Below are 15,450 nucleotides of genomic sequence, written 5' to 3'. Positions count from 1 at the left end.
CTGGTTTAGGGTAAGTTCAGTTTTCATCTGCTAGGGTAGGGCAATGAATAAATCACTTCCACAATACCTCGTTATCTTGGCTGCCAGCTTTTGGCTTTTTGCCTGCTCAAGCGCACCTGAGCGAACGCACAGCACACAGCCACAGCAGGGCTATAAAAACTTGCAGCCTCTTCCTGATAAAGGTGAAAATATCGCATTAACGGCTCAATCCATGATCGGCAAGCGGTATCTTTATGGTGGCTCATCGCCTCAGCAAGGGTTTGACTGTAGCGGACTTGTGTACTTTACTCATACTCAGGTCGGTGATTATGTTCCAAGAACATCTCGCGACCAGCTGTATGCTTCGCGAAAAATTTCACTAGATGAACTGCAACCTGGTGATCTGCTGTTTTACCGTATCGATGGCAAGCCATCTCATGTGGGTATTTACATTGGTGACAAACAGTTTGTACATGCGCCATCGAGTGGTAAGAAAGTTTCGATTACCACTATGGACAACCCTTATTTTAAGCCACGCCTAATCCGCGCTGGCAGGCTCTACAAAGAGTAATTTATGAGTAAATCAATGCTATGAGCTGGCATCTGTATATTTTACGTTGTGGTGATGACACCTTATATACGGGCATCACTAATGATCTGCACAGACGTTTCGAAGAACATCAGTCAAATGGGCCAAAGTGCGCCAAATACTTGCGTGGCCGTCAGCCCTTAACAATGATTTTCCATACTGAGTTTGAAAGCAAATCCGAAGCGCTCAAAGCAGAAATTAAAGTAAAGCGACTAACCCGAGAGCAGAAAAAACTGTTAGCATCCGGGAAGCTAATCGTTAATGAAATCCCTCCTAAAAGCAAAATAAAGCTATAAGCCACAGGTTATAAATCTGAATCAATGCAGCACGAACCTTTTAAGCTAACCATCACGCGCAGTAAACGCAAAACCCTGGTCATTTATATTCGTGATGATGGAGTAGAAGTACGCGCGCCCTTAAAGGCTCCGCAGAACTGGATTGATGAATTTGTCGAATTGAAAAAGCCCTGGATTCTAAAAAAGCTCAAACTTCAGCAGCAAAAGAACAGCGAACGCTTGAAACTCGAAGAGGGCGAAACGATTTTATATTGCGGAAAGCCTTATGTTTTAAAGCTTTCACAAGGTAAAAATGCGATCAAAGTTGAAGGTGAACAACTTTATATTCAAGCTCGCCAGTTGGACGAACCCTATCTAAAAAAACAGTTTCAGCAATGGTTGCTGCAACAAGCTAAAGAAAGCTTTGAGCCTAGAGTTTGGCAAATCGCATCTATGATGGGGCTGGATGGTCGAATTGAGGCGGTAAAATTTCGTAAGACCAAAACCAAGTGGGGGCACTGTACAACCAAGGGCGTCCTGCAATTCAATCCACTTTTAATGATGGCACCAAAATCCGTACAGGACTATTTGATCATCCATGAACTGTGCCATCTTAAATACATGAATCATTCAAAGCGATTCTGGCAGCTGGTCGCAACCAATTGCCCTGACTATCAGGAATCGGAACAATGGCTGAAAGAGCATGGGCATAAGGTGTGGTGTTGAGGTATAAGTTGTACTTAAAGAATGCTTGTAATAGATTCAGACCATAAATAAGATGATGTAAAGTATGTTTTATAACTTTTCGGAACTGAATGGACAATCCTACACTTTTCTTTATCGCGTTTATAATTATTACTGTTTATATTTTACTAGGTAATTACCTATATCTTGTAAAAGCAGTATCTTACTTAAACACTAAGGGTGATTTTAACGGCCCGTCGTTCTTGCCATCTGTGCAAGCAAAACATTTAAAACGTTATGCTCTTGAACTAGAGAAAGAAGGTGTAAAGTCGTGGATAGTTTTTGTTGCGAAATATAATAGCCACATCAATGTAATAGTTTATGCTTCATTATTAATACTAGTTGGTATCGCAGTAACAGGGTAGATTGTTTGCTCAAAAAATAACCACAAGCCCTACACAAATCCTTCAATAAACGTTACAATCGCGCCTGAATTTTGCACTGGTTTTACGTTCCAGCGAGCGAGAGGTAACAATGAGTCAAACCAAATCTGTATCAGCAGAGTCGTCTGCTGTATCTACATCATCTTCTGTTTATAACGAAACGACGCACCCGATTGTGGTCTGCGCCATGTATAAGTTTGTCACTCTTGAGGATTTTGAAGCTATCCGTCAGCCGTTGCTGGACGTGATGCTTGAGAATGATATTAAAGGCACTTTACTGCTAGCGAAAGAGGGTATTAACGGTACTGTGGCGGGCACCCGTCAAGCAATCGATACGCTTCTGGCCTGGTTTAAGCATGACGAGCGCCTCGCTGATATTGACTACAAAGAGTCTTATGATGAAGAGATGCCGTTTTATCGCACTAAGGTCAAACTGAAAAAAGAAATCGTCACCATGGGCGTTGAGGGTATCGATCCTAAGCGTGTCGTTGGAACTTATGTAAAGCCAAAAGACTGGAATGCTTTGATTTCTGATCCTGAGGTGGTGCTAGTTGATACTCGTAATGATTACGAAGTTCAAATTGGTACTTTCAAAGGAGCTTTGAATCCAAATACCGAAACCTTCCGTGAGTTTCCTGAGTACGTTAAGCAAAACCTCGATCCAAAGAAACACAAGAAAGTGGCTATGTTTTGTACGGGTGGAATTCGTTGTGAAAAATCGACGGCTTACCTAAAAGAGCAGGGCTTTGAAAATGTGTTTCACCTTGAAGGCGGTATTCTAAAGTATTTAGAAGAAGTGCCTAAAGAAGAAACCATGTGGGAAGGTGAGTGCTTTGTATTCGATAACCGTGTTGCGGTCGATCATGATCTTAAGAAAGGACAATATGATCAATGTCATGCCTGTCGTATGCCAATTACGGAAGAAGAGAAGCAGCACGAAAAGTATGAAAAAGGTGTCAGCTGCCCACACTGCTACGATAAGCAGACGCCAGAGCAACGTCAGCGTTACGCTGAACGCGAGCGTCAGGTGCAATTAGCAAAAGCCAGAGGCGAAGAGCATATAGGTTCAGATGTAATTACCGCTATCGCCATGCGTCGCCAGCAGAAAAAGCGTATGCGAGAAATGCAGAAACATGCGCAGAAAAATAAAGCTGGCAACTAATTATGCCGCTGGTTATTTCCAACAATGTTGCGATTCCAGATTCTGAAATAGAATTAACGGCCATCCGTGCGCAAGGCGCGGGTGGTCAGAATGTCAACAAGGTGGCCAGCGCTATTCATCTGCGTTTTGATATCAAGGCTTCCTCATTACCTGAGTTTTACAAGTCAGAGCTATTGGCTCTCAATGATAATCGAATCACGCAGGATGGAGTCGTTGTCATCAAGGCTCAGAAACATCGTACTCAGGATCGTAATCGTGACGATGCACTTTCTCGATTACGCCTACTCATTCAGTCAGTTGCCAAGCCCAAGAAAAAGCGCATTAAAACCAAGCCAACCAAGGCTTCGAAAGAAAAGCGGCTTGAGAAAAAGACTCAACATTCGCAAAAGAAATCAATGCGTAGAAAGCCACAGCTCTAGCTATTTCTTAGCACTTATACTCATAAGTTATAACTGGTCATCCAGCCATATTCAATTGTGTAGATTTATCTCAGAAATCTCTCTACAATCACTTTCGTTCGTTTTCCGCCAATGGTTACACTGCTTTGGCCGAACTGAGAGGGAAACTCAGAAATCACCAAAGTCGCGAAAATCGTTCGGGATTGTGCAGGTAAGTTGCTTATTTCTCGCATAAGCCAACTCAAGTTAGCTTATCTGTTTATTCGCTGAAATGATGTAGCCAGTTTATAGCTGAAGGAAAGCTAACATTAGACCTTTCTTTTTAGTATTAAAGGTTCTACCCCAGAGTCGCTATTGACTGTATGACTGAGCAGTCTTTAGCGACTCGACCTTAATTTCATTTACGATTACATTTCATGAACCAACACAAAGATTTACAAACTGCAGGTTGGTCAATGGCTTAGCTGTTGTTATGCTAAATATAAGTGAATTCGATGGGATTAATTATGGCAGAATTAAAGCGTACTAAAGATCGTGTGATTGCCGGTGTTTGTGGAGGCCTTGCGAAATGGCTGGGCTGGAACCCAAATACTACTCGCATCCTTTATGTTCTTTTGAGTATTTTAACGGCATTTTCAGGCGTACTGGTCTACCTAATTTTGTGGATAGTCATGCCCGAAGAGTAAATAGTCGTTATTTAAGTGATATAAAAAAAGCCTCTGATGTTATTTAATCAGAGGCTTTTTAGTTTTACGAAGGTTAGAAGCCCGCAGCCTGACCATCTTTGCGGGATTCAGATGCGCCATAATAAACACCTTCCTCTTTATCCCACATTATGGCCTGGTAGCCACCAAAGCCTCCATTGCCAAAGCGCACATCATGGCCTCTTTGTTGCAGGTCGCGAAGTACTTCCTGTGGAATGCCTGATTCAAACTCTACATAGCCACCATTTGTTAAATAGGCAGCCTGGCTTTCAGTAGGCTCGGTTGAACCCATATGCTGCCAACGTGGGGCATCACCTGCTTCCTGAACGTTCATATCATAATCAACCATGTTAATCAGAATTTGCACATGACCTTGCGGTTGCATGGCACCTCCCATGACGCCATAACTCATGAATGGTTTGCCATCTTTAGTGATGAATGCTGGGATGATGGTATGGAAAGGGCGCTTGCCTGGTTCATAGACATTGGCATGCTCGGGATCCATTGAGAATAATTGTCCACGATCCTGGAATACAAAGCCAAGACCTGGCGTGACAACACCAGAGCCCATGCCGCGGTAATTACTCTGAATTAAAGAGACCATATTGCCATCTTTATCAGCAGTGGTCATATAAATGGTGTCGCCTTCCTCAAGTCTTGGATTACCTGCTTGAACGGTACGAGCCGCACGATTGCCAATGAGCTTGGCTCGCTCCTTACCGTATTCTTCTGAAATCAGTTCTTCAATCGGCTGTTTGCTGAAGTCTGTATCCACGTAAAATTTTGCGCGGTCCTCAAATGCTAGTTTCTTAGCTTCGATCAAGGTGTGGAGTGATTCAGTGGTATTAAAACCCATCGCTCTCAAATCGTAGTTCTTAAGAATCTGCAACATTTGCAGAGCTGCAATACCCTGACCATTAGGTGGTAATTCCCACAGGGTGTAGCCTTTGTAATCTACTCCAAGAGGCTCCACCCAGTCAGAAGTATGATTAGTGAAATCTTCATAGCGTAGATAGCCGCCTTCTTTTTTCATGAAAGCATCAATCTTTCGTGCAATCTCACCTTTGTAGAAAGCGTCTCGGCCTTTATTGGCTAAAATGCGATAGGTATTGGCTAGATCTGGGTTTTTGAAAATTTGGCCTTTGCGTGGTGCCTTGCCATCAATCGTAAAGGTTTCAGCGAATGCTCCCGGCTGAGGACTGAGGCGTGGAACGCTCAGGTTCCAGTAATAGGCAATCAGCTCTGTGACTGGAAAGCCATTTTCAGCATAACTGATAGCCGGCGCTAGAACCTTCTTCATCGGCATCTTGCCAAACTTATCATGCAACTCAAACCAGCCATCGACTGCACCAGGGACAGAAATAGGCAACATGCCATAAGGAGGTAGATCGTTTCGGTTAAGTTTATCGAGTTCTGTTTTTAATTGTTCATATGATAATCCCAGAGGGGAGCGTCCAGAGGCATTCAATCCATGAAGTTTTTTGTCTTTTGCACTCCAGACTATGGCGTATAAGTCGCCACCGATACCATTACCCGTGGGCTCCATCAGTCCTAATGCTGCATTAGCTGCAATGGCTGCGTCTATGGCGTTACCGCCATCTTTCATGACGTCTAACGCGATCTGAGTAGCTAAAGGATGACTTGTAGCTGCCATGCCATGTTGGGCAATGACTTCTGAGCGTGTTGCGAAATCTTTGCCGGTAATTCTATCGGCTGCTTTAACGCTGGCCATACTAATACCGCTTATTAATGTGCATGCGATAATGGCTGTGGCGCAGGTCTTAATGAATGGTGTCATGGATATTCTCCTCTGTTTAGAGACTCACTCTAATAAACTTTGCGCTCGAAATAAATATAGCGTTAAGATAATAGACCAGAAATCACAGTCAAATAGAGGAAAACTATGATTCAAGTAGGAGATACGTTACCAAATGTGACGCTAAAAGTGATGGGCAAAGATGGCCCAACGGACATTACTACGGATGACATCTTTGCAGGAAAGAAAGTTGTATTGTTTGCAGTACCTGGTGCTTTTACGCCGACCTGTAGTGCTGCTCACTTGCCAGGATTTGTTGTCAATGCAGATGAGATAAAATCAAAAGGTGTTGATACCATTGCCTGTATGTCTGTTAACGATGTTTTTGTTATGGATGCATGGGGTAAAGCTCAGAATGCCGATGAGATCATGATGTTGGCTGATGGTAATGCTGACTTTACCGAAGCAATGGGCATTGAAATGGATGCTACAGGCTTTGGAATGGGTGTACGTAGCAAACGATTTGCCATGATTGTTGACGATGGTGTGGTGAAAGCATTAGAAGTTGACGAGAAGGGCTTTGAGAAAAGTTCTGCTGAGAATATTCTAAGTAAGCTTTAAATCGTTAAGCAGAAAATGAAAAAGGCCAGCTTGCATGCTGGCCTTTTTTTAAAGATGCTTATGACTTTTCTTTTGGTGCTTCGTCACTAATTTCAGTGGCGTTTTTAGCTTTTTTGTTTTCTTCAGCAAGCTCTTTCAAAGTTGCTTCAATACCAACCTGAGCGATTCTCTCACGGTACTGAGTCGCATAACTCTTAGCCATGCTGACACCCTCAATAATAACATCAGTTACTAGCCACTTATCATCAGAACCATACTTCAAACGGTAGTCGATTAAGATTGGTTCGCCTTCCTGAGGGATGATAACTGAGCGTACGTTGGCAGTATTTCCACTGGTTGAATACTGAGTTTCTTCATAGGTGATTGGTTGTCCATCATAGTTTGCCAACCCTTTTGCATAGCTGTTCAATAAAAGGCTGATGAACTCCTGAATAAATGTTTTGCGCTGATCTTCAGTTGACTCTTCCCAGTATTCTCGACCAAGGATACGTTTGGCCATGTACTCGGTATCAACCTCTGGAAGCAGGTACTGCTCAATTAAACCTTTCGCATATTCTGAGTCAGTTTTGATTCTTTCTTTATTGGCAAGAATTTCTGCACTGATCTGTTTTGTGACTTCTTCCATGTGGATTTTTGGATCTTCTTTAGCCATAACTACCTGGCTCAGACCAAAAAGTACCAACATTGCAAGCACTTGATTAATAATACGTTTCATAGGTTCACCTTAACCATTTATGTCGGGTTGTTATTCTTGGACGCATCAGCGTCACATTTGCCATTAACTCAATGGCGGCTATTTTACTATTGCTAGCTATCCTAAACAATCAAACTTAACGCACGCTTAATGTGAATTTGTAACAGGCTGTGCGAATAAGTCAGTTATTAACAATATGATTTAAAATCAATAGGTTAACTATTTAATTTGAGGCTAGATACAACGAGCTGGTTTGGGCAGACCGGCAATTTTTGTTGCCTGCTTGGCTGGCCCTTCAGGAAATAATATATGTAGATAGATACTTGAGCCTTTTTCAGGCGACCATTCTCTAGCTAAATATTTCACCAGGGGGCGGATAGAAGGGCTGGTATTGAACTCTTCGTAAAACTTGCGAACATACCAGATGACCTGCCAGTGATCGTCAGTCAGCTCTAAGCCTTCTTCTTTTGCGATGGCATTGGCGATTTCTTCATTCCACACACTGGAGTCAGTTAAGTATCCCTGCTTATCGCGAGCAAGCTTTGCCAGTAAATCAGTCATTAGCTTACCTTCATACCCATGTAATAGGTTTATCAAACGTTAAAGTGAGTTCTACAAACTGAGGGTAATCAATCAGCTCCCAGCCAGTATGTATTTTATTTATTTGTCCACGTGCGATTAGGTCTTCTTCCAAAGCATATTGGTTGTTGCAATGACTATCGCTATCGTTTGTCGCTAGAACCACTGCATCTTCAATCAGCAATATCCCATCATCTTTACTAATAAAGGGAAGGGCTTCGATAAGTTTGTGGGGGTTATTGATAATGAAAAGACTGCTCATAAAAGCCCCTTAAAGAGTTAACACAAAATCACTATTTGCGATTCTGGTTTTGATATCATCGGTTGACGAAAACTGTAACTCATCAATTTCTAACAGGTCATCCTGCTTTAGGTTGAATTGATGCAATGCATTCTGATCAACTAATATTTGCTCAATATCATAAAGGGGCAGTGCTTTAAATGTTGCTGAGTGATTTTTGATATTGAGGATATCTGGCTGTTGATTGTTTAATAACTGATAGACGCCTTGTCCAATAAATATCGCTGTAATTGGCATTTCAAAAGCAGCGGCCATTAAGGCGATGTCCAGCAGTTCGCGACCTGCTTGAGAACCATAAGGTGCTTTGTTGAATACAATACAGATGGATTTGCTCATCATTATTATCCAAATGTAATCAGGCGATCACTTTCCAGCATCGCTTCGGTTAGTTGGCCAAGTCCACTGATTTCAAATGCGGGATCAAGATTATCGCCGGTTAAAGCATTGCGCTCGGCTTCTGATGCATTAACAATGCCTCGCTTGTTGGCAGCAGTCACGCAGGCTACCAATTCAATATCTTTTTCTATGGCTAGTTTTGCCCAGGCCTTTGTTAAATTGATTTCGTCCGCAGGAGGAGCATGTAAACGACTTGCCACCAAAACACCGTCTGCATAAAAGAATACGCGCATAAGGCTATGCCCCTGTTCTAACAAGGTTCTGGCAAACTCAATAGCGCTAAATTGTCCCTGTGAAGAGTAGGGATTAGCGGTAACAAGTAATGAAAAGGTGGCCATTGTTTGGTTGTCTGATTGCTCGCAGTCAAGATGTGCGCATTTTAACAGAGTGCTCGACTAAGGCCTAGTCATCATGCACTGGCCAATTGTCAGACATTAAAAAGGCGCCCGTAGGCGCCTGTTTAACTCTTTCGTATTGATTATTTTAAGCCCAATACTTCTTTACCTTGATTGAAAACAACATCTACAGGTATCTGCTTTTCTTCTAACATCTTCAAATCGCTGGCTAACTGATCGTCAATGATCCCCTGTTCTTCAAGAAGTTGTTTAGCTGTTTCATAGTCGCCATTGCCTTGAATGGTCAGGATTTTATTGGACAGGGCGTCAACCGCTTCAGTCATTTTGTCGAAGTTCACTTTGTAGTAGCCTGTTTCCGGATCGCGGCTGAAAGCGCCTGCTTCTTTAAAGAAGTTAAAGCGAACCATGTTTGCTCGGCCGTGTGCGCTGGATGCTCCAAAGCGAACAGAGCGGAAGATGCCGGCCAGGAAGGTCACGTAATTATCCATAAGCTCGCCATCTTTTATTTCGCCTTTTTCATAAAGCTTGCTAACCATATAAAGACCCAGAATATCAGCTTTACCTTCTTCCAGGGCTGATGCGGTATCTTTAAGCGCTGCTCTCACCGTATTTGAACCATCGATAGTATTTTTGATACCCAGTCCATGAGCGACTTCATGGAACATTGTGTTGGCAAAGAAGGCATCAAAAGTTATGTGTTTGCGTTGCTCTGGCTCAATGAGCTGCTCTGAAATGGGTACCAAGATTTTATCAAACTTGGCTCGCATGGCATTTTTCAGCTGCAAGCGGCGAGTACCTTTAGCCAGCTGTACCTGTTCATCATTCGGTAGGTTAATGGCTATGGTTTTAGAGCCTGCATTGCTATCGCCTGCATAATAGACAACATCATATGCATTCAGGTCACTATCAGTGCCCGGCATTTCTTGTTTATATTTATCTTCAACAGGTAAACCTTTTTGCAGTTCTGGAAGGAATGCCGCAAAGCGAGATAGGCGTTCACTCCACTCAAGATCCTTGATTAGAACGTAAGCGGAGAAGGCTGTTTTGTAACCAAATAGCTGGTCTTCATAGTTTTCGATAGGGCCAATAACCAACTCAACTGGGTTCGTTTTCATATCCATCCAGGCCAGGTCCGAAGGTTGGTAATTATCAGTCAAAAGAGCATCGGCACGAAGCTCGAGATATTGCTTAAATCCTTCGTTTTCAGCCAGTTTTGAAGCCTCTTTTAATAGTTTGCTGGCTTTCTCCAGCTCTTCCCTAAATGCAACTGAATAAGGTATTAGTGTTAAGTCACCGTTTTCATCGCGTCGAACAAGCGAGTAAAGGCCGTCTTTATCTTCTTCTTCCCAGGCTTCAAATTGTGCAACTGTCATATCTGACGGATAAAACTGAGCACCTTTATTCTTTTGCTCATAACCTTCAATGAAAGCTTTATTACCGTCCAGTCTATCCCATGGGCCATAGTTAATTACTGCAAATTGCTTAGCTTTTGGATCTTGAATTTTAGAAAGCAGCTCTTCTTTATTGCCATAAGATTGCTTCCAGAATAGATTATCCATAATCTTTCCTGCATCAATCAGCAGTGCGATCATTTGCTTCTGATTATCAGATAGGTGAGATAGGTCGCTGGTCAAAGTAAAAGGTGCATAAATATCGAAGCGACTGTATTCAACACTTTCTTTGATCACATCTTGATCTGAAGCTGAAGTTTTAACTTCGGCCGTCACTTCGGTTTTTGGCTGTTCTGCTGCTGGAGTTTTCGTCGTTTCTTGTTCATTGTTGCAACCGCCAATTGCTAGTGCTAAAGCAACTGCTAAGCTGCATACCGTCTTTTTCAATAATAAAGTTTTATTCATAGTCGTTTCCCATTCTTATCTTAATATTTGCTAAATACGTATTTTTCTCGTTTAACCTGCTTAACACCGAACTCTTTCTCTTTTAAGAGATTAAATACATCGTCAACCATATTGGGGTTACCACACAAATACACCAGATCGGTTTCAGGGTTAGGCTGGAGGTTTCCCAAGGTATTTTGAACATACCCTTTATCGCAGTCTGTTGGTAAAGGATCCTGTCGGCTTAAGCAACGATGGAAAAAGATATTGTCCTGCTGAGCTGCATGTTTGAAATCATCCAAGTAGAACATGTCTTCTTCATATTGAGCCCCAAAAAGAATATGAAACTCAGTGTCAGGATAATTTTTAAGCTGATTGAGCATGCAGCGATATGGAGCGACGCCCGTTCCGGTACCAACTAGAAATACTCGCTTAGGTAATTCTTTGGGTAGATATAGTAGTCCAAATGGGCCGGTAATATCGATTTCTATGCCTAGCTTGGCATTAAAGAAGAACTCGGTTGCTTTGCCGCCTTCAACATAAGCTACAACGATCTCAAGATACTGGGTGTTTTCAGGGCTTTGCTCAAGATTGGCGATGGAATAACTACGTTTTAATGGCTTATCGCCCTCGTGTGGGAGAATGAAGGATACAAACTGTCCAGGAATATAGGTGAAATGTTGTGGTTCCACAAACTTGAATACTAGCTTATGGACTTTAGGCGTTATCTGTTCGTTTTCGGTTAATTCCACACGAAAAGTAGGTAATGGCATAAGTGCTCTCGATCTTCTATTTTGCTGTCATTATAGGTTATAGCAGTGAAATTTCCACAGCCGAATACGTGCCATCATTGGCAAATTTTCATCATTTCAGTTCAGGAAGGATTCAGTTGACCATTGCTTTAATGAAGCCATTGATGAGCAATGCGTAAGTATTACCCACCCTCTAATGTTGATTTAAATTGTTACCTAGAGGGATTAAAGGAGTCGATTATGAGTATAAACAAAACATTAGTGCCACTTGGAGTAACACTCTCTGCAATATTATTTGCCGGGCAGGCAATGGCGGGTGAACCACAGGTTAAAATATCTGCAAAATCAGCCACTACCAGTGTAGAAATACAGCAGAAAGAAACAGGAGAGGTTGCTAATAAAACTGATAAAGTTCCTGCAGATAGTAATCGAACTTCATCTTACTCTTCAAAGCAGGTTACAACTGACCTTAAAGCTGAGCTTCAGCTTGAGTTGGATAAGACTACTGCTAAAACTCGTAGTGAAATGCGTGCACAAAAAAGCAATCTTCCTGAGAAGTCTGAAAAGAGCATGAGTTCAGGAATGAACCACCTTTACGTATATGATGGCTCTGTATATTTGTCAGAAGATTACGATGGTGATGGCTACTACACAAAGCTTAGCGTTAATTTTGATGTAGACGCATATTATGATGAATATTATGACGTATATGCAGAAATGTTTATCCGTAAAAATGGTGACAGTGAGTGGACTCATTACTACACAACAGATGTGTTTACCATTTATGGGGATAATTATTCTGATGACTACACGGTAACCACAAAACTCAATAGTGGTTTTCCTCCCGGTCGATATGAAGTATTAATTGACCTGTTTGAGTACGGTTATTCTGGGGTTGTGGATACCTATTCAGAATATGACGATGCAGATCTTGGCTGGTTGCCGCTTGAAGATAAAACTTATGAGTCTGGCAATGTATCCAGCAATACCTGGGTAACTACGGTCAAGACTGAAATCTGGACTGATAACGATAATGATGGTTTTTATCGTGACTTTACCATCAGCTTCGATGTCGACACTGAGCAATCCTCAAGAGATGTCTATGCGATTCTTTATCAGAGAGTACCTGGCTACAGTTGGGAATATGAAACGGAAACGGCAGTCTTTACTGTAGTTGGCTCCAGCGCTGATGACGTGATTTCAATTGATGCTGAATGGCAGTCAGGCTATCCAACAGACTATTATGATTTCCGCATTGAACTTATAGATGCTGATACGGGTGAGGTGTTGGACGATGTTTCCAGTGAGTTTTCATCATTGCTTGAGGTACCACTTGAGGATGCAGGACGCGATATTCGTAGCACAACAGTGACGCCACCACCTTCATCAACCAGTTATGGCTCAGGAGGAGGTAGCTGGGGATTGCTGGGCTTATCGCTACTGGGATTATTCGCCTGGTTCAGACGTCGCTAATTTAATCAAAAACCAAGTCATAAAAAGCAGCTGATTCAGCTGCTTTTTTTGTTGTTGGGCGGCTTCTTGTAGTTCAGTCATGCTTGTAATATCCTGTTACAAGTTTAACCATCATAAGTTTCTAATTTAATTACAATAATCACCATTTTGAAGGAAATCGAAAACAAGAATGTATTTACTAAAGTCCAGCTGCTGTTTGATAGCGTCTGTATCGCTTTTTATCGCTGCCGAAAGCCAATCTCTTGAAAATATCAATATTCCAAAAGTAGAAGGGGATATTACCCTGGATGGCAAGCTTGATGAGGCCATTTGGAGTAAGGCTACAAAAGTCTCGCTGGATTATGAAACCCGACCTGGCGAAAACACACAATCTCCTGTTGCAACTACCGCTTATGTCGTTCAAAACGGTGAATCTTTGTTGGTTGCATTCGTCGCAGAAGATCCTGAGCCATCAAAGCTGCATTATTCCTTTCGGGATCGTGATGGATGGGGTGATGACCAGGTAGGCTTTAAAGTAGACACATTCAATGATGGACGAAAAGCATATAACTTCTTTGTTAACCCAGTGGGAGTTCAATCTGATAGCATCGAAGACGATGTAAGTCTTTCAGAGGATACATCCTGGAATGGTATCTGGTTCAGCGCTGCTCACATTACCAAGACCGGCTATAACGTTGAAATAAAGTTACCCTTTAAGGTCCTTAGGTTTCCAGAAAATAGTGATAAATGGGGCATAGACTTCGTAAGGTTCTATCCTCGAGGCTATATGTATCGACTGGCTCATTCGCCACAGAGACGGGATATCAACTGTTTTGTTTGCCAGATAAATAAAGCAGAAGGCTTTGAAGGTATCGAAAGTGGTCGCAATCTTGAGATGACCCCTTATATTGTTGCACAGGACTCACAGACACGTAATCCACCGTCTGAACCTTCGTGGCAAGGAGAGGGGGTTGACTGGGAAACAGGTCTCGACCTGCGTTGGGGAATAACAGATTCATCGGTATTAAATGCCACCATAAACCCGGATTTTTCACAAGTTGAGACAGACGCTGCTCAGCTAGACGTGAACACTCAGTTCTCTTTATTTTATTCAGAAAAGCGTCCATTCTTTTTAGAAGGAGCTGAGTATTTTAGAACTCCCTTCACCTTGCTAAACACACGGACAATTGCAAACCCAGATTTTGGAGCCAAATACATTGGAAAGAATGAAGGCCATTCCTTTGGTATTTTAGCGAGTCGTGATCAACAAACCTCCTTTTTAATACCAGGCAGCTTAAGCTCATCTCTGGCTCGACTTACAGATGTTAATGGTAGTGATATTGAGTCTGACGTTTTCGCAGCCAGATATGCATATGACCTCGGCGAAAAATCTCAAATTGGCGGCATGATTACTCACCGTAGTACTGATGGTTATCGAAATAGTGTTGCTGCTATTGATGGCAAATATATGATCACCAATGTTGATGAACTGCGCTACGAAGTTATGTATTCGGATACAGAAAATCCTGAGCAGCTTCAGCAACAGTATGGGTTGGCGCCAAGCAGTGATGGTCTTGGGTATCGCGTGAACTACTCTCATAACGGACGCGATTGGGATGTTTTCGCAACTCATATTGACTTTGATAATGATTTTAGAGCCGATCTGGGCTACAAACCTCAGGTAGGTTACGACCGTCAGGCTTTTGGTGTTAAACGAAACTGGTATGGAACTGAAGAAAATAATGATTTCTTTTCCGACTATAGCCTACAGGTTAAAGGTGAGCGAGTTACTGAGTATACTGATCAGAAGCTTTGGGATTTAGCGACGATAACTTTAAATGCTAATGGTGAATATCGCTCAGGATTCACCTTAGTTGGAAATGTAAGTTATGAGTTCTATCAGAATAACTGGTTCCCACAAAAATATTACTCGCACAGTGGTTCTTTTTACCCGGTGAATGCATTGAGAGTAGGGTATAACATTCGCTGGGGCGATGGTATTGATTATAGAAATGCTCGGGCTGCTACTTATCAGGAATACGGTGTTTATAGCAATTGGCAAGTAACACAACATTGGTCATTCGGAGGAGAGTGGCAGTTCACCGATTTCGATGTAGAGCAGGGACAATTATTCAAAGCTGATATTTTTAACTTTGATACGCGCTATCAATTTGACCAATACAGTTATTTAAAGTTTGTCATACGGTATACCGATGTTGATTATAATGCTCCCCTCTATTCAAATCCTAATCAGGTAAGCCGCGAAACCATTATCGATAGACAGTTGTTATACGGTTACAAATGGAACCCAAGAACGGTTTTCTATTTGGGTTATTCGGATAATGGCTTTGAGGATAATACGGTTAATCAATTTGAAAGAACAGGCAAAACTTTATTCTCAAAATTCAGTTATGCATTTCAGTTTTAAGTTGAAATCCTAGATTAAAAAAGCAGCCAAGTAAGGCTGCTTTTTT

18 protein-coding genes are annotated in these 15,450 nt (G+C 42.1%); 10 read left to right on the top strand and 8 right to left on the bottom strand.

Annotated elements, in window-relative coordinates:
- Window positions 1-43 precede the first annotated feature (43 nt).
- The 7 genes from CW740_RS07475 to CW740_RS07445 all read left to right on the top strand — a co-directional run bounded on the left by CW740_RS07475 (window position 44) and on the right by CW740_RS07445 (window position 4,216).
- Entirely contained in the window at window positions 44-550 is a 507-nt protein-coding gene (locus CW740_RS07475; RefSeq protein WP_106646926.1) for a C40 family peptidase, read from the top strand.
- Between the two features lie 20 nt (window positions 551-570).
- Window positions 571-864: a GIY-YIG nuclease family protein gene (locus CW740_RS07470; RefSeq protein WP_106646925.1), complete on the top strand. Its 294-nt coding sequence runs from the start codon at window positions 571-573 to the stop codon at window positions 862-864.
- Between the two features lie 24 nt (window positions 865-888).
- Window positions 889-1,569, top strand: a complete 681-nt coding sequence (locus CW740_RS07465) for a M48 family metallopeptidase (RefSeq protein ID WP_106646924.1) — start codon at window positions 889-891, stop codon at window positions 1,567-1,569.
- An 89-nt stretch (window positions 1,570-1,658) separates the two neighbouring features.
- Window positions 1,659-1,952: a hypothetical protein gene (locus CW740_RS12535; RefSeq protein ID WP_106646923.1), complete on the top strand. Its 294-nt coding sequence runs from the start codon at window positions 1,659-1,661 to the stop codon at window positions 1,950-1,952.
- Window positions 1,953-2,157: 205 nt separating this feature from the next.
- Window positions 2,158-3,132 (top strand): oxygen-dependent tRNA uridine(34) hydroxylase TrhO, encoded by a 975-nt coding sequence (gene trhO / locus CW740_RS07455; protein ID WP_444542875.1) that lies wholly within the window; start codon window positions 2,158-2,160, stop codon window positions 3,130-3,132.
- A gap of 2 nt (window positions 3,133-3,134) precedes the next feature.
- Window positions 3,135-3,551 (top strand): alternative ribosome rescue aminoacyl-tRNA hydrolase ArfB, encoded by a 417-nt coding sequence (gene arfB, locus CW740_RS07450; protein ID WP_106646921.1) that lies wholly within the window; start codon window positions 3,135-3,137, stop codon window positions 3,549-3,551.
- A gap of 485 nt (window positions 3,552-4,036) precedes the next feature.
- Entirely contained in the window at window positions 4,037-4,216 is a 180-nt protein-coding gene (locus tag CW740_RS07445) for a PspC domain-containing protein (protein WP_018624642.1), read from the top strand.
- A gap of 73 nt (window positions 4,217-4,289) precedes the next feature.
- Here the strand turns inward: CW740_RS07445 and ggt are convergent, their stop codons facing one another.
- Window positions 4,290-5,966: a gamma-glutamyltransferase gene (gene ggt / locus CW740_RS07440; protein ID WP_188459722.1), complete on the bottom strand. Its 1,677-nt coding sequence runs from the start codon at window positions 5,964-5,966 to the stop codon at window positions 4,290-4,292.
- A 171-nt stretch (window positions 5,967-6,137) separates the two neighbouring features.
- Between ggt and CW740_RS07435 the strand changes: the two genes are divergently transcribed.
- Window positions 6,138-6,611, top strand: coding sequence for a peroxiredoxin (locus CW740_RS07435; protein ID WP_106646919.1), 474 nt, complete (start codon window positions 6,138-6,140; stop codon window positions 6,609-6,611).
- Window positions 6,612-6,669: 58 nt separating this feature from the next.
- Here the strand turns inward: CW740_RS07435 and CW740_RS07430 are convergent, their stop codons facing one another.
- The 7 genes from CW740_RS07430 to CW740_RS07400 form a co-directional block, all read right to left on the bottom strand.
- Complete coding sequence (locus CW740_RS07430; protein WP_106646918.1) at window positions 6,670-7,326, bottom strand: MlaC/ttg2D family ABC transporter substrate-binding protein; 657 nt, start codon at window positions 7,324-7,326, stop codon at window positions 6,670-6,672.
- A gap of 213 nt (window positions 7,327-7,539) precedes the next feature.
- Window positions 7,540-7,866, bottom strand: a complete 327-nt coding sequence (locus tag CW740_RS07425; RefSeq protein ID WP_106646917.1) for a TusE/DsrC/DsvC family sulfur relay protein — start codon at window positions 7,864-7,866, stop codon at window positions 7,540-7,542.
- A 10-nt stretch (window positions 7,867-7,876) separates the two neighbouring features.
- Window positions 7,877-8,146, bottom strand: a complete 270-nt coding sequence (tusB, locus tag CW740_RS07420) for a sulfurtransferase complex subunit TusB (protein ID WP_106646916.1) — start codon at window positions 8,144-8,146, stop codon at window positions 7,877-7,879.
- Between the two features lie 9 nt (window positions 8,147-8,155).
- Window positions 8,156-8,524 carry a sulfurtransferase complex subunit TusC gene (tusC, locus tag CW740_RS07415; protein ID WP_227523807.1) on the bottom strand — a complete coding sequence of 123 codons (369 nt, stop codon included), beginning with the start codon at window positions 8,522-8,524 and terminating at the stop codon, window positions 8,156-8,158.
- 2 nt (window positions 8,525-8,526) lie between these two features.
- The gene (gene tusD, locus CW740_RS07410) at window positions 8,527-8,919 is read right to left on the bottom strand and encodes a sulfurtransferase complex subunit TusD (RefSeq protein WP_106646915.1); all 393 of its coding nucleotides are present in this window, start codon (window positions 8,917-8,919) and stop codon (window positions 8,527-8,529) included.
- Window positions 8,920-9,059: 140 nt separating this feature from the next.
- Window positions 9,060-10,793, bottom strand: coding sequence for a dipeptidyl-peptidase 3 family protein (locus tag CW740_RS07405; protein ID WP_188459682.1), 1,734 nt, complete (start codon window positions 10,791-10,793; stop codon window positions 9,060-9,062).
- A 20-nt stretch (window positions 10,794-10,813) separates the two neighbouring features.
- Window positions 10,814-11,545, bottom strand: coding sequence for an FAD-binding oxidoreductase (locus CW740_RS07400; RefSeq protein ID WP_106646914.1), 732 nt, complete (start codon window positions 11,543-11,545; stop codon window positions 10,814-10,816).
- Window positions 11,546-11,764: 219 nt separating this feature from the next.
- On the opposite strand from CW740_RS07400, the gene CW740_RS07395 reads away from it, so the two are divergent.
- On the top strand, window positions 11,765-12,997 hold the full coding sequence (locus CW740_RS07395; RefSeq protein ID WP_106646913.1) for a choice-of-anchor H family protein: 1,233 nt from the start codon (window positions 11,765-11,767) through the stop codon (window positions 12,995-12,997).
- A 169-nt stretch (window positions 12,998-13,166) separates the two neighbouring features.
- Window positions 13,167-15,404 (top strand): carbohydrate binding family 9 domain-containing protein, encoded by a 2,238-nt coding sequence (locus tag CW740_RS07390; RefSeq protein ID WP_106646912.1) that lies wholly within the window; start codon window positions 13,167-13,169, stop codon window positions 15,402-15,404.
- Window positions 15,405-15,450: the final 46 nt, after the last annotated feature.

Source organism: Kangiella profundi (genome assembly GCF_002838765.1).
Classification (GTDB): Bacteria; Pseudomonadota; Gammaproteobacteria; order Enterobacterales; family Kangiellaceae; genus Kangiella; species Kangiella profundi.
This window is presented reverse-complemented; position numbering and strand designations above follow the sequence as displayed.

Bases quoted from the DNA above. Each gene is read 5' to 3' on its own strand.
- CW740_RS07475 (WP_106646926.1), top strand. From the start codon at position 44: ATGAATAAATCACTTCCACAATACCTCGTTATCTTGGCTGCCAGCTTT.
- CW740_RS07470 (WP_106646925.1), top strand. From the start codon at position 571: ATGAGCTGGCATCTGTATATTTTACGTTGTGGTGATGACACCTTATAT.
- CW740_RS07465 (WP_106646924.1), top strand. From the start codon at position 889: ATGCAGCACGAACCTTTTAAGCTAACCATCACGCGCAGTAAACGCAAA.
- CW740_RS12535 (WP_106646923.1), top strand. From the start codon at position 1,659: ATGGACAATCCTACACTTTTCTTTATCGCGTTTATAATTATTACTGTT.
- trhO (WP_444542875.1), top strand. From the start codon at position 2,158: ATGTATAAGTTTGTCACTCTTGAGGATTTTGAAGCTATCCGTCAGCCG.
- arfB (WP_106646921.1), top strand. From the start codon at position 3,135: ATGCCGCTGGTTATTTCCAACAATGTTGCGATTCCAGATTCTGAAATA.
- CW740_RS07445 (WP_018624642.1), top strand. From the start codon at position 4,037: ATGGCAGAATTAAAGCGTACTAAAGATCGTGTGATTGCCGGTGTTTGT.
- ggt (WP_188459722.1), bottom strand. From the start codon at position 5,966: ATGGCCAGCGTTAAAGCAGCCGATAGAATTACCGGCAAAGATTTCGCA.
- CW740_RS07435 (WP_106646919.1), top strand. From the start codon at position 6,138: ATGATTCAAGTAGGAGATACGTTACCAAATGTGACGCTAAAAGTGATG.
- CW740_RS07430 (WP_106646918.1), bottom strand. From the start codon at position 7,326: ATGAAACGTATTATTAATCAAGTGCTTGCAATGTTGGTACTTTTTGGT.
- CW740_RS07425 (WP_106646917.1), bottom strand. From the start codon at position 7,866: ATGACTGATTTACTGGCAAAGCTTGCTCGCGATAAGCAGGGATACTTA.
- tusB (WP_106646916.1), bottom strand. From the start codon at position 8,146: ATGAGCAGTCTTTTCATTATCAATAACCCCCACAAACTTATCGAAGCC.
- tusC (WP_227523807.1), bottom strand. From the start codon at position 8,524: ATGATGAGCAAATCCATCTGTATTGTATTCAACAAAGCACCTTATGGT.
- tusD (WP_106646915.1), bottom strand. From the start codon at position 8,919: ATGGCCACCTTTTCATTACTTGTTACCGCTAATCCCTACTCTTCACAG.
- CW740_RS07405 (WP_188459682.1), bottom strand. From the start codon at position 10,793: ATGAATAAAACTTTATTATTGAAAAAGACGGTATGCAGCTTAGCAGTT.
- CW740_RS07400 (WP_106646914.1), bottom strand. From the start codon at position 11,545: ATGCCATTACCTACTTTTCGTGTGGAATTAACCGAAAACGAACAGATA.
- CW740_RS07395 (WP_106646913.1), top strand. From the start codon at position 11,765: ATGAGTATAAACAAAACATTAGTGCCACTTGGAGTAACACTCTCTGCA.
- CW740_RS07390 (WP_106646912.1), top strand. From the start codon at position 13,167: ATGTATTTACTAAAGTCCAGCTGCTGTTTGATAGCGTCTGTATCGCTT.